The organism is Kitasatospora sp. NPDC096140 (assembly GCF_040303045.1).
Lineage (GTDB): Bacteria > Actinomycetota > Actinomycetes > Streptomycetales > Streptomycetaceae > Kitasatospora.
In genome coordinates this window covers 16,520-28,994 of record NZ_JBEOUW010000008.1, presented here as the reverse complement: position 1 = coordinate 28,994, position 12,475 = coordinate 16,520, and the positions used below count along the sequence as shown (strand labels likewise).

General features: G+C 75.0%; 11 protein-coding genes. 8 read left to right on the top strand and 3 right to left on the bottom strand.

Annotated features, from left to right (window positions below):
* The first annotated feature begins 11 nt into the window (after positions 1–11).
* The 3 genes from ABT048_RS10105 (at position 12) to ABT048_RS10095 (ending at position 2,522) form a co-directional block, all read left to right on the top strand.
* Entirely contained in the window at positions 12–899 is an 888-nt protein-coding gene (locus tag ABT048_RS10105) for a DMT family transporter (RefSeq protein ID WP_350520868.1), read from the top strand.
* Between the two features lie 77 nt (positions 900–976).
* Positions 977–1,777 (top strand): SDR family NAD(P)-dependent oxidoreductase, encoded by an 801-nt coding sequence (locus ABT048_RS10100; protein ID WP_350520867.1) that lies wholly within the window; start codon positions 977–979, stop codon positions 1,775–1,777.
* 7 nt (positions 1,778–1,784) lie between these two features.
* Positions 1,785–2,522 carry a polysaccharide deacetylase family protein gene (locus tag ABT048_RS10095; RefSeq protein ID WP_350520866.1) on the top strand — a complete coding sequence of 246 codons (738 nt, stop codon included), beginning with the start codon at positions 1,785–1,787 and terminating at the stop codon, positions 2,520–2,522.
* A 98-nt stretch (positions 2,523–2,620) separates the two neighbouring features.
* Here ABT048_RS10095 and ABT048_RS10090 read toward each other — a convergent pair whose 3' ends face one another.
* From ABT048_RS10090 to ABT048_RS10080, 3 genes are read right to left on the bottom strand one after another with little or no spacing between them, the layout of a single operon-like run.
* A complete protein-coding gene (locus ABT048_RS10090; RefSeq protein WP_350520865.1) occupies positions 2,621–3,712 on the bottom strand; it encodes an MGDG synthase family glycosyltransferase in 1,092 nt (363 codons plus the stop codon).
* A gap of 13 nt (positions 3,713–3,725) precedes the next feature.
* Entirely contained in the window at positions 3,726–4,670 is a 945-nt protein-coding gene (locus ABT048_RS10085; RefSeq protein ID WP_350520864.1) for an NAD-dependent epimerase/dehydratase family protein, read from the bottom strand.
* A gap of 27 nt (positions 4,671–4,697) precedes the next feature.
* The gene (locus ABT048_RS10080) at positions 4,698–5,822 is read right to left on the bottom strand and encodes a DegT/DnrJ/EryC1/StrS family aminotransferase (protein WP_350520863.1); all 1,125 of its coding nucleotides are present in this window, start codon (positions 5,820–5,822) and stop codon (positions 4,698–4,700) included.
* Positions 5,823–6,204: 382 nt separating this feature from the next.
* Between ABT048_RS10080 and ABT048_RS10075 the strand changes: the two genes are divergently transcribed.
* From ABT048_RS10075 to ABT048_RS10055, 5 genes are all read left to right on the top strand, one after another.
* Positions 6,205–8,406, top strand: a complete 2,202-nt coding sequence (locus ABT048_RS10075) for an MMPL family transporter (RefSeq protein ID WP_350520862.1) — start codon at positions 6,205–6,207, stop codon at positions 8,404–8,406.
* Between the two features lie 98 nt (positions 8,407–8,504).
* Positions 8,505–9,971 carry a sensor histidine kinase gene (locus ABT048_RS10070; RefSeq protein ID WP_350520861.1) on the top strand — a complete coding sequence of 489 codons (1,467 nt, stop codon included), beginning with the start codon at positions 8,505–8,507 and terminating at the stop codon, positions 9,969–9,971.
* Positions 9,968–10,645 carry a response regulator transcription factor gene (locus ABT048_RS10065; protein ID WP_350520860.1) on the top strand — a complete coding sequence of 226 codons (678 nt, stop codon included), beginning with the start codon at positions 9,968–9,970 and terminating at the stop codon, positions 10,643–10,645. Before ABT048_RS10070 ends, ABT048_RS10065 begins: the two co-directional genes overlap by 4 nt.
* A 192-nt stretch (positions 10,646–10,837) precedes the next feature.
* Complete coding sequence (locus ABT048_RS10060; protein ID WP_350520859.1) at positions 10,838–11,494, top strand: hypothetical protein; 657 nt, start codon at positions 10,838–10,840, stop codon at positions 11,492–11,494.
* A 202-nt stretch (positions 11,495–11,696) separates the two neighbouring features.
* The gene (locus ABT048_RS10055) at positions 11,697–12,458 is read left to right on the top strand and encodes an NUDIX hydrolase (RefSeq protein WP_350520858.1); all 762 of its coding nucleotides are present in this window, start codon (positions 11,697–11,699) and stop codon (positions 12,456–12,458) included.
* Positions 12,459–12,475 lie beyond the last annotated feature (17 nt).

Here is a 12,475-nt window from a genome sequence, read left to right as displayed (position 1 = left end):
CTGGGAGACGCATGCTGCTGGGACTCACCACCGCGTTGGTCGCGACCGTCTGCTTCGGCTTCGGGGCGGTCTTCCAGGCCCGCGGTGCGCGGTCCGCCCCGCGGGCCGACCGGGTGCGGGCGGGGCTGCTGGCCGCGCTGGTGCGGTCGTGGCAGTTCCTGGTCGGGACGCTGGTGGACATCGTCGGTTTCGTGCTGAGCATCGTGGCCCTGCGCAGCCTCCCGCTGTTCCTGGTGCAGGCCGTCACCAACGCCAGTCTGGCCGTCACCGCGCTGGCCGCGGTCTGGCTGCTGGGCGCGCGACTGCACCGGAGCGACGTCGCGGGCATCCTCGCCGTCGTCGTCGGCCTGACCCTGCTGGCGCTGGGCTCGGGCAAGGAGGGGTGCAACCACGCCCCGGAGGCCTTCCACTGGGCGCTGCTCGCGACCACCGCCCTCATGCTGCCGGCCACGCTCGTCCTGGTGCGCCGGAACGGCACGGCGGCCGCCGCCGGGCTGGGCCTGCTGGCCGGGGTCGGCTTCGGGGTGACCAGCCTGGCGGTGCGGGTGATGGACGCCTCCGGCCTGCTCGCGATCCTCACCGACCCGGCGACCTACGCCCTGGTCGCCGGTGGTCTCGGCGGCTACCTGGCGTACGCACTGGCGCTGCAGCGGGGCACCGTGACGGCCGCGACCGCCGCCGGGACGGTGGCCGAGACCTTCGGCCCGGCCCTGGTCGGCGTCGTGGCGCTCGGCGACGCCGCCCGTCCCGGGTTCGAGTGGTGCGCGCTGACGGGCTTCGCGGTGGCGGTGGGCGGCACCTTCCTCCTCTCCCGCTTCGGCGAACTGGAGGGCGAGTCGGCCGAGCTGGTGAGGCCGCACCCGGGCGCCGGGGCGGAGCAGGCGGTCCCGCCCCGGTAGCCCGGTCGGCGCCGCCGTGCGAAGGTGACTTGCCGGACAAATCGGACGGCGACTGGCCTCAGAGCGGCAGGTGCGCGATGGCGGAGGACCCCCGATCGGAACCCCACCCCGGATCCCGGCGGTCGGCGCCGACCGAGCGCCCGGTCGCGCTGATCACCGGCGCCTCCTCCGGAATCGGCCTCGCCACCGCCCTCCGGCTGGCCGGTGCGGGCTGGCGGACCCTGGTCTCCGGCACCGACCGCGCCCGCCTCGACGAGCTCGCCGACCGCACCGACGGCCTGGCCCTGCCCGAGGACCTGAGCAAGCCGGACGGCCCGCGCCGCCTCGCCGAGGCCGCCCTGGCCGAGGCCGGCCGGGTGGACGCCCTGGTCGCGAGCGCCGGCCTCGGCTGGCGCGGCCCGTTCGCGGAGACCCCCTCCGACACCCTCGACCGGATGATCGAGGTCAACTTCGCCGCCACGCTGCGCCTGGTCCGCCTCCTCCTGCCCGGCATGCTGGAGCGCCGCCACGGCCGGATCGTGCTGCTCGGCTCGATGGCCGGTCAGGTCGGCGTGCGCGACGAGTCGGGCTACGCGGCCACCAAGGGCGGGCTGACGATGTTCGCGGAGAGCCTCTGGTACGAGCTGCGCGGAACGGGCGTGGGGGTGCGCCTGGTCCTCCCGGGCGCGGTGGACACCCCGTTCTTCGACCGGCGCGGCACGCCGTACCAGCGCGAACGGCCGCGCCCCGTCTCGGCGGAGCGGGTCGCGGACACCGTCGTCGCGAGCATCACCACCGAGCGCGACCGCCTCTACGTGCCGCACTGGCTGGGCTTCCCGGCCCGCATCCACGGTGTCGCGCCGGGCGTGTTCCGCCGGATGGCCTCCCGCTTCGGGTGAGCCCGGGGTGAGGATCGCGACCGGAGCCCTCGCCGCCGCGGCCGCCGCGGAGTTCCTGCACCTCGCCCCCGCCGCCGTCCGGCTCCCACCGCTGCGCCGCACCGTCGCCCGCCGCACGGCCGGCCACGGCACCGCCCCGGGCCACGTCGCCCTGACCTTCGACGACGGCCCCGATCCGCGCAGCACCCCGTACGTCCTCGACGCGCTGGACGAACTCGGCGTCCGCGCCACCTTCTTCCTGCTCGGCGCGATGCTGGAACGCGCCCCCGAGCTCGGCGGCGAGCTGGTGCGGCGGGGCCACGAGGTCGCCGTCCACGGCTGGTTCCACCGGCAGCAGTGGTACCCGGCCCCCGCGCGCGACCTGCGCGAGCTGCGCCGCACCGAGGAGGCGGTGACCGGCCTGTGCGGCGACCGCCCGCTCTGGTACCGCCCGCCGTACGGCGTCCTGACGGCCGGTCCGGCCCTGGCCGCCCGCCGCCTCGGCCTGCGCAGCGTGCTGTGGACCGCCTGGGGCCGCGACTGGACGGCGGATGCCACCGGCGCCTCCGTCTACGCGACCGCCCGCCCCGGCCTGGCCGGCGGCGCGACGCTCCTGCTCCACGACTCCGACTGCACCTCCGCCCCCGACTCCTGGCGCGCCACCCTGGCCGCCCTGCCCCTGATCGCCGCCCACTGCCGCGCCCGGCACCTCACCCTCGGCCCGCTCCGCGACCACGGGGTGCCCGGCCGCACGGACCGGCGGTGAGGCCCGACGCCCTTCGGCAGCAACGCCGTTGAAGCGGAGCCGACCGGGCCGGACCCGACCGGGCCGGACCCGACCCTGGTCGGCTCGGTCGGAGCCCGCTACCCCAGTCCCACGCGTCGCAGGCCCTCCCCGAACCCGGCGCGCCAGCCCTCCGGGTCGGCGCCGGGCGAGGGCGCCGGGGAGGGGCGCTTCAGCGCCGCGAGGGCGTTGCGGACGACCTCGGCGGGGTGGGCGGAGGTGACGTCGGCGTGGCCGAGTTCGAGCTCGTGCTGGAGGTTGTCGCGCCCGTGCCCCTGGACCACGTCGAGGAGCAGCAGTCGCCGGCCGAGCGCGCGGGCCTCGCTGCAGGTGTCGCCGGAGCTGGTGACGACGAGGTCGGCGGCGGTCATCAGTGCGGGGACCCGGTCGGTGTGGCCGAACGGGTGCAGCCGGGGTTCGCGGCGGGCGGCGGCGCGCAGGCGGCGTTCCAGTTCCCGGTTGTGTCCGGCCACCGCGAGCACGTGCGGTCCGGCCGCGGCGAGGGAGACGGCGGCGCGGGCGAGCGGCCCGAGCCCCCAGGAGCCGGACATCAGCAGCACGCACCGGGCGTCCGCCGGCACGCCCAGCCCGGCGCGGGCCTCGGACCGTTCCGGCGGGCGGTAGAACGGCTGCCGCAGCGGCGCGGGCACGACGGCGATGTCGGCGTCCGGCCGGTAGCGCCGCACCGCGCACGCGGCGACCTCCGAGGTGACCAGGAACAGGTCCGTGCCCTCCTGCACCCAGAGCCGGTGCGGCGTGACGTCGGTGCAGAACACGAAGTGCCGGAACTCCCGGCCCTGCCCCCACTCCTGCAGCCGGTTGACCGCCGAGGTCGCGGTGGCGAACACCGAGACCACCAGCTGCGGCCGCTGCGCCTCGACCAGCTTCCGCAGCGCCGGGACGAGCCGGGTGCGGGCGGCCGCGTCCGCGAGCAGCGCGATCCGCGCGCCCGTCCGCAGCGCCGAGAAGTGGAACGCGTCGTACACCCCGGGCAGGTCGAGCAGCCGGCGGAAGACGGCCTCGCCGGCCGCACCGGAGCGTTCGCCGAGCAGGGCCATCGCGTCGACCGTGTCGGTGGTCCAGCCGCGTTCCCGCAGGGTGTCCGCGCAGGCCTGGGCCATCACGTCGTGGCCCTGGCCGAGGGAGCCGGAGATCAGCAGGGCGTGCGGCATCGGGCGGCCCCGGTCAGGTGGCGGTGGACGCGGCGGTGGCGGCCCGGTACCAGTCGGCGTACCGCCGGACGCCCTCGGCGAAGTTGGTCCGCGGCGACCAGCCGAGCAGCCGCTTGGCCTGGGCGGAGGAGATCCGCCGCCCGGTGTAGTCGGCCTTGCGGCCGCCGATGTGCTCGATGCTCACGGGCCCGAGCAGGCCGTCGACGGTGTCGGCGATGTCGCGCACGGAGACGGCGGTCGAGCCCTCCAGGGCGAAGGTCTGGTCCTCGGCGGCGGGGGAGAGGGCGCGCACGTGGGCGTCGGCGAGGTCCTCGACGTAGACGAAGTTGCGGCTCTGCCGCCCGTCGCCGGCGATGGTGATCGGGCGTCCGGCCAGTGCGGCCTGGACGAACCGGGCGACGACCAGTTCGTCGCGCATGCGGGGCCCGTAGGGGATGCCGTAGCGCAGGATGGTGAAGTGCTGCCCGTACAGCTCGCGGTAGCTGTGCACGAGCATCTCGGCGGCCAGCTTGGTGGCCACGTACAGGTGGCCGCTGTGCTCCAGTTCGATCGGTACGTGCTCGTCCAACTCCTGCTCCTCGCCGCCGAGTTGCTCGCCGGCGAGGGCGGCGCCGTAGACCCAGACGGTGCTTGCGAGCACCGTCCGGCTGAGACCGCTGCGCCGGGCGGCCTCCAGGACGGCCTCGGTGCCGTCGATGTTGGTCCGCACGGCGCGGACCGGATCGGCGGAGACCTGCTCGACGTCGGCCATCGCAGCGAGGTGGTAGACCACCTCGCTGCCCGCCAGCGCGGCGGTGAGGGCCTTGAGGTCGAGGACGTCGATCCGCGCGTGCTCGGCGTCGGGGTTGAGGTACTGGTCGGTCATGTCCACCGCGAGGACCTCGTGGCCGGCCGCGATGAGGTGGTCCACGACGTGTGAGCCGATGAATCCGCAGCCCCCGGTGACGGCTATCCGCACGTTCTTGCTCCCTTCACTCCGGTCGGCTCAGCCGACCAGCCGCCGGTACACGGTCGAGACGGCCTCGATGACCTGCTCCGTCTCGTCCTCCGTCATGTCGGAGTGCACCGGCAGGCAGACCTGCCGTGCGCAGAGGTCCTCGGCGGCGGGCAGCGGCCCGCGCCGGTACGGGGCGAGCACCGGCTGGAGGTGCAGCGGCAGGTCGTAGACCTCGCCGGACAGCCGCACGCCGTGCTCCTCGGCGACCGCCCGCTTGAAGGCCGCACGGTCGGTGCCGGCCGGCAGCAGCGCCACGTACTTGTAGTAGTTGCCGCGGCAGCCCGGCGGTTCGAGCACCGGTGCCAGGCCGTCCAGCCCGGCCAGCGCCGCGTCGTAGCGGCGGGCGACGGCCCGGCGGGTCTCGATGAACTCCTTGAGCCGGCGCAGGTGCACCGCGCCGACCGCCGCGTGGAGCTCGCTCATCCGCCAGGAGTAGCCGAGCAGCACGTGGTGGTTGGTGGTGAAGGAGCCCTTGCCCTGGTCGCGGTAGATCCGGGCCTCGTCGCGCAGCTCCGGCGACTCGGTGAGGATCATGCCGCCCTCGCCGCTGGTGGTGACTTTCGTCGGGTAGAAGGAGAAGGCCCCGGCCAGCCCGAAGGTCCCGGCGGCGCGCCCGTCGACACTGCTGCCGTGGGCGTGCGCGGCGTCCTCGACCAGCGGGATGCCGCGCTGGTCGCAGAGCGCGCGCAGGGCGTCCACCCGGGGGGTGACGAGGCCGCCGATGTGCACCAGGACGACGGCGGCGGTGTCCGGGGTGAGGGCCGCCGCCAAGGTGTCGGGGGACAGCGCGAGGGTGGCCGGGTCGACGTCGGCGAACACCGGGCGCCCGCCCGCGTGGACCACCGCGCCGGCGGTCGCGTAGAAGCTGACGGCGGGGACGACGACGTCGCGGCCCCGGACGTCGACGGTGCGCAGGATCACCTCCAGCGCCGCCGTGCCGGTGCTCACCGCGACGGCGTGCGAGGCGCCGTGCTCGGCGGCGAAGGCCTGCTCGAAGCGTTCGGTCCAGGGACCGAGGGTGAGGGCGCCCGTGGTGAGCATCTCGGTCACCGCCTCGGCGACGGCCGCGCGGTCGCTCTCGTCGAACACGATGCGGGCGGCTGGAACGCCCATGGGGCACCTCCGGCGGCTGGCTGCTCAGGCAGCACCGATCAGGTCGGGTCGTCCCGAACCGCACGGACGGCGGTCGGGCCAGGCACATCACGCTACTTCGCCCGGCCGGGTCACGGCCCGTCGTCGCCGCCCGCACGGGTGAACCCGACTGCTTCCTCCGCAGGTAGGAGGGCTACTCCCGGCGCCGGGCGTGCGCTCCTCCGTACGGGGGAGGGCCGTACTGCGTCCGCAGTACGCAAACGGCCTGCGCAGGGACGACGACGGAGCAGGGCCCGCCGATCAAGGATTGGTCACGCTGCGGCGGACCGCGCCCTCAGGGGGCGTACGGCCCGCCCGCGGCGCGCCCTGTACCGAGCACCGCACCGAAGGAGTCCGCTCTCCCGTGGCCACGTTCCTCTACCGTCTGGGCCGATGGGCCTTCGTCCGGCGCCGGCTGGTGACCCTGCTCTGGGTCGCCGTGCTGGCGGCCGTCGGAGTCCTGGCGGCCAAGGCGCCCGCCGCGCCCGACGACGGCTTCTCGATGCCCGGCACGGAGGCGCAGAAGGCCTTCGACCTGATGAACGAGCGCTTCCCCGGCGGCCACGCCGACGGCGCCTCGGCCCGGCTGGTGTTCGTCGCGCCCTCCGGTCAGAAGATCACCGCCGCCCCCAACCAGCAGGCGGTCGAGCGGACGGTCGACGAGCTCGCGCACGCCGAGCAGGTCACCGGGGCGGTCAGCCCGTTCACGGCGGGCGCGGTCTCCAAGGACGGCACCACCGCCTACGCGACGGTCAGCTACGCCGCCAAGGCGGGCGAGCTGTCCAAGGGCGCCACGACCGCGCTGGAGCAGGCCGCCCAGCACGGCCGGGACGCCGGGCTCAAGGTCGAGGTCGGCGGCAACGCGCTGATGGCCAAGCCCGACGCGGGCGGCAGCAGCGAGGCGATCGGCATGGCGCTGTCCGCCGTCGTCCTGGTGATCACCTTCGGCTCGCTGGTCGCGGCCGGCCTGCCGCTGCTCACGGCGGTCGTCGGCGTCGGCCTCGGCATGGCGCTGATCACCGCGTTCGGCAGCGTCCTCGGCCTGTCCACCACCACCGGCACCCTCGCCATGATGCTCGGCCTCGCGGTCGGCATCGACTACGCGGTGTTCATCGTCTCCCGCTACCGGGCCGAGCTGACCGAGGGCCGGACACCGCAGGAGGCGGCCGGCCGGGCCGTCGGCACCGCCGGCTCCGCCGTGGTGTTCGCCGGCCTCACCGTGGTGATCGCCCTCGCCGGGCTCTCCGTGGTCGGCATCCCGATGCTGGCCAAGATGGGCATGGCCGCCGCCGGGACGGTCGTCATCGCCGTGCTGGTCGCGCTCACCCTGGTCCCGGCGCTGCTCGGCTTCATCGGCCGCAAGGTGCTGCCGCGCAAGGTCCGCAAGGCCCAGGGCGACGCCGACCGGGCGTCGACGAAGGAGAACGGCGGCTCCCGCTGGGCGCGGTTCGTGCTGCGCCGCCCGCTCGCGGTGCTGCTCGGCGGCGTGATCGGCCTGGGCGTCCTCGCGGCGCCCGCGCTCGACCTGCGGCTCGGCCTGCCCGGCGACGAGGCCAAGCCCACCTCCACCACCCAGCGCCGCGCCTACGACCTGCTGTCCGAGGGCTTCGGGCCCGGCTTCAACGGCCCGCTGACCGTCCTGGTGGACGCCAAGGGCGTCGCCGACCCGAAGGCCGCGGCGAACGAGGTGTCCAAGAAGCTCTCGGGCCTGCAGGGCGTCGTCACCGTGACGCCGCCGATGTTCAACAAGGCCGGTGACACGGCCCTGCTCAACGCGATACCGGCGACCGGCCCGAGCGAGGCCGCGACCAAGGACCTCGTGCACACCATCCGCGGTGACGCGGCCTCCCTCACGTCGGCCACCGGCGCGACGGTCCTGGTCAGCGGCACGACGGCGATGAACATCGACGTCTCGCAGAAGCTCACGGACGCCCTGGTGCCCTACCTCGCCCTGGTCGTCGGCCTCGCCGTCCTGCTGCTGCTGGTGGTCTTCCGCTCCGTGCTCGTCCCGCTGAAGGCGGCACTCGGCTTCCTGCTCTCGGTGGCCGCCGCCCTGGGCGCCGTGGTCGCGGTCTTCCAGTGGGGTTGGCTGGCCGACCTGATCGGCGTGGAGCAGACCGGCCCGGTGATGAGCATGATGCCGATCTTCATGATCGGCGTGGTCTTCGGCCTCGCCATGGACTACGAGGTGTTCCTGGTCACCCGGATCCGCGAGGGCTTCGTCCACGGCGAGCAGCCCGGCGAGGCGATCGTCACCGGCTTCCGGCACAACGCCCGGGTGGTCACCGCCGCGGCCTTCATCATGATCGCCGTCTTCGCGGGCTTCATCGGGATGAGCGAGCCGATGATCAAGATGATGGGGCTGGGGCTCGCCGCAGCCGTCGCGTTCGACGCCTTCGTGGTCCGGATGACCATCGTCCCGGCCGTCCTCGCCCTGCTCGGCCACCGCGCCTGGTGGCTGCCGCGCAGGCTCGACCGCCTGGTGCCGGACGTGGACGTCGAGGGCAGCAAGCTGCAGACGCCCGCCGCCGAAGCGGCCCCGATCCGGGAGTCGGTCACGGTCTAGCCCGGCCGGGATCCGCACGCCCACCGATTACCGTTGCAGTCAGGGGCCGTCGCCGCTCGCGCCGACGGCCCCTGACTCGCGACCCGGAGACCAGCACCATGACCACCACCTGGCAGCGCATGCGCCGGAACCACCCCCGACGATTCGACGTGATCGGCGGCGCCGTCCTGATCGCGGTCGTCGGAGTCGGCGCCACCATCGACCAGACCGGCCACATCAGCAGCCTGGAACCCGTCTCCGGACTCCTCGGGCTGGTCTCCGCGCTCGCCCTGTTCGCCCACCGCCGCCACCCCCGGGCGGTCACCGCCGTCACCCTGGCCTGCACCGTCCTGCTCGCGTTCACCAGCCCCCGGCTGACCGTCGCGCTGGCCGCCCCGCTGCTCTGCGCCCTCTACTACCTGGCCGTCCGCACCGACCGCGCCACCGCGCTGCGCGCCTCCATCGGCAGCGCCGTCCTGCTCACCGGGATCGCCCTGTCCGTCGGCACCGGCGCATCCCTCGGCGAACGGCTCGGCGTCCTGGCCTGGGCCCTGCTGCCCGGCGCCCTCGGTGACTCCATCCGCAACCGCCGCGCCCACCTCGCGGCCATCGAGGAGCGCGCCGAACGCGCCGAACGCACCCGCGAGGAGGAGGCCCGCCGCCGGGTCGCCGACGAGCGGATCCGGATCGCCCGCGACCTGCACGACGTGGTCGCCCACCACATCGCCCTCGCCAACGCCCAGGCCGGCATCGCCGTCCACCTCATGGACAGCCACCCGGTCCAGGCCCGCGAGGTGCTCAGCCACATCACCGACGCCACCGGCTCGGCCCTGCAGGAGCTGCGGGCCACCGTCGGCCTGCTGCGCCGCGCCGAGGAACCCGCCCCGCTCGAACCCACCCCGGGCCTGGACCGGCTGCCCGAGCTGCTCGGCTCCTTCGAACGGGCCGGGCTGCCGGTCCGGCTCACCGTCCGCGGCGAGGCCCGGCCGCTGTCGCCCGGCGTCGACCTCACCGCCTTCCGGATCGTCCAGGAGTCGCTGACCAACGTCGCCAAGCACGCCCACGGCGCCGACGCCGAGGTCACCCTCGCCTACAGCGGGAGCCGGGTGTCGGTCAGCGTCGCCAACGGGCGGCCGACCGCGACCGGACGCCCCCGCGCCGCGCCGCTGCCCCAGCCCGCCCCGGGCGAGAGCGGTTTCGGCCTGATCGGCATGCGCGAGCGGGCCGGCGCGGTCGGCGGCCGGCTCGCTGCCGACGAACGGCCCGACGGCGGCTTCCTGGTCACCGCCGAGCTGCCGCTGCGCACCGGCGCCCGCGACGACGGCCCCGACCCGGCCGCCGCGGCCGGAGCCCGCGGAACCGATCCCCGCGGAACCGAACCCCGGGGAGCCGAACCCCGCGGGGCAGGAGTCCGAGAGGCCGGGGCACCGAGGGCCGGCGAACCGGACCGCGCCGTCCGGGGGAGCGGTGTGACGCCCTTCTGCGGCCCCCGGGGCGCCCGCGCCACCCGTACGCACGAAACCGAAGGACAGGACCGCGCCGCCCGACAGGTTCGCGCCGTTCGAGAGGACAGGGACCACGCATGACCATCCGGGTACTGCTCGCCGACGACCAGGCCCTGCTGCGCGGTGCCTTCCGCATGCTGATAGACGCGGAGGAGGACATGGAGGTGGTGGGCGAGGCCGCCGACGGGCGCGAGGCCGTCGAGCTCGCCCGGGCGACCAGGCCCGACATCGTCCTGATGGACATCCGGATGCCCGGCGCCGACGGCCTCGGCGCCACCGCCGCGATCTGCGGCGACGAGGAGCTGTCCGGCACCCGGGTGCTCATCCTCACCACCTTCGAGATCGACGAGTACGTGGCGCAGGCGCTGCGCGCGGGCGCCGGCGGCTTCCTCGGCAAGGGCGCCGACCCGAAGGAACTGCTCGCCGCCGTCCGGACCGTCGCGGCCGGCGACGCCCTGCTCTCGCCCGCCGCCACCCGGGCCGTGATCGACCAGCTGCTGGCCCAGCCCGACCCGGGCGCCGGCGGTCCGACGAGCGAGCGCCTCGCCGTCCTCACCGCCCGCGAGCGCGAGGTGATGTCGATGGCCGCCACCGGCCTCACCAACGAGGAGATCGCCGAGCGCATGTTCGTCAGCCCGTTCACCGTGCGGACCCACGTGCACCGGGCGATGTCCAAGCTCGACGCCCGCGACCGCGCCCAACTCGTCGCGATCGCCTACCAGTCCGGACTGGTCCCGCCCGGCCGTCCGTCCTGAGCCCGGCGTTCCCGGCACTCCGGGTGCTCCCGGCGGGTCCGGGCCGGCCGACTCGCGCGGTTTGAGCCGATTGAGGGCTGAGTGTTCGTCAAAATTCCTCACCGGAAACCGATCAAAGCCCGGGCCTGGCCGAAAACGACCTCCGAACTGGTGTATCGGCGAGTAGTCTGCCGATGACTCAGAATGAGGAGGATGTTCGTGGAAACCAAGGACACGGCAGGCGAGGTGCGGATTCTCCAGCCGTTGCCCGGGCGTACGGCGGACGAATCGCAGGCGTTCGACCTCCGGCTCGCACGTCTGCTCCGCCTGATAGGGGCGGAGGTCGCGGCCGGCCCCGACTACCAGAGCGCGGCCCGGTGGGAGGTCCACAAGGCGGTCGCCGGACGGTCCGAACTGCCCGAGGAGTACTTCGAGGCGCTGCTGGAGGCGTCGGTCCACGACCCCAACCCGAGCTTCAACCGGCGCTTCGTCGAGCCGGCCCTGCTCGCCTTCGGGCAGCGTCGGGTCCGCCTCGCCCTGCTCGGCTACCTGCGCACCGGCACCAACCCCGAGCGGGCGGGCGCCGCGCGGGCCTGGTACTGGACGGCCCTGTCGATCGGGGACGGCAGCAACGGCGCCGCCGCCGACGAGGGCGCGAGCGTCCGGGACACCTGGTACGAGACCGCGCTGCGGGAGTTCGTCGCCAACGAGGACCTGGACGTCCGCCGCTGCATCCTCCCCGGCCTCCCACTGGTGCCGCGCGCCTACCCCGCGGCGCTGCACGGCCTGGTCGAGGCGGCGGTCGCGATCGCCCGCTCGCACCCCGACGAGTACATCCGGCACCGCGCCGAGATCCAGGTCGGCCTCTGACCTCCGGTCGCCCGCGCTCCGGGTGCACGCGCCGACGTGTGTACCCGGAGCGGGATTTCCCGCGCGGCCGGTCAATTCGCCCACGATTCGGCGAATCGCGCCCCAACTGGCTTTCTCCGCCCCACGATTCATGGGCTTGTCGTCCGGTCATGACAATTCCGATCGGCCGCCGCCGAACCCGGGGCCCTGCCACCATGGCGGGATGACCGAAGACCTGAAGCCCGCGGCCGCGACCACCGGGCCCGTCGACGTCGAACTCCTCGAACCCGCCGGCATCCGCCTGGTCGAAACCCCCGCACCACCCCTCCCGGAGCCGGAGCGGGCCGCGATGGACCGCGCCTGGAGGCAGGCCGTCCGAGCGAACCCCGGGCTCTTCGACGGCCCGGTCGTCGCCTGCACCGGCCTCGTCCGGGACAGCCCCGACACGCTCGTCGTCCACTGGGCGCGCATCGGCTACCGCCGCTTCGCCCTGCGCCTCGTCCCGGGCGCCACCGCCCGGGCGAGCTCCCTGTACGTCGCCGTCGTCCAACCCGCCGACGACGGCCGGATCCTGGTCGGCCGGATGGCCGGCCCGACCGCCCGCCCCGGCCGCTGGGGCCTGCCGGGCGGCTGCGTCGAACCGCCCCCGCCCGGCGAACCGCTCGACCCGCCCGCGCTGCGCCGCCACGCCGCCCGGGAACTCGTCGAGGAGACCGGCGTGTTCACGCCCCCGGAACGGCTCACCCGCTGGCTGCTCGTCCGCGGCGAGCACGGCAGCGTCGGCGTGCTCCACCTCGCCCCGCCCCGTCCGGCCCGGGAACTGGCCGAGCGCCACGCGGAGTTGTGCGCCGCCCACCGGTCGCTCGGCGCGGAGCCCGAGTTCGACCGGATCGCCCTGATCGGCTCCCCGGCCGAGGTCGCCGCCCTCCCCGGCCCGCACGCGGACCACCTCGGGCCCGTGCTGCGCCGGCTCTTCGCCGGCTGAGCGCTTCCGGCGGACGC

Coding starts and splice junctions, on each gene's coding strand:
- ABT048_RS10105 (WP_350520868.1), top strand. CDS start 12: ATGCTGCTGGGACTCACCACCGCGTTGGTCGCGACCGTCTGCTTCGGC.
- ABT048_RS10100 (WP_350520867.1), top strand. CDS start 977: ATGGCGGAGGACCCCCGATCGGAACCCCACCCCGGATCCCGGCGGTCG.
- ABT048_RS10090 (WP_350520865.1), bottom strand. CDS start 3,712: ATGCCGCACGCCCTGCTGATCTCCGGCTCCCTCGGCCAGGGCCACGAC.
- ABT048_RS10080 (WP_350520863.1), bottom strand. CDS start 5,822: ATGGGCGTTCCAGCCGCCCGCATCGTGTTCGACGAGAGCGACCGCGCG.
- ABT048_RS10070 (WP_350520861.1), top strand. CDS start 8,505: ATGACCACCACCTGGCAGCGCATGCGCCGGAACCACCCCCGACGATTC.
- ABT048_RS10065 (WP_350520860.1), top strand. CDS start 9,968: ATGACCATCCGGGTACTGCTCGCCGACGACCAGGCCCTGCTGCGCGGT.
- ABT048_RS10060 (WP_350520859.1), top strand. CDS start 10,838: ATGTTCGTGGAAACCAAGGACACGGCAGGCGAGGTGCGGATTCTCCAG.
- ABT048_RS10055 (WP_350520858.1), top strand. CDS start 11,697: ATGACCGAAGACCTGAAGCCCGCGGCCGCGACCACCGGGCCCGTCGAC.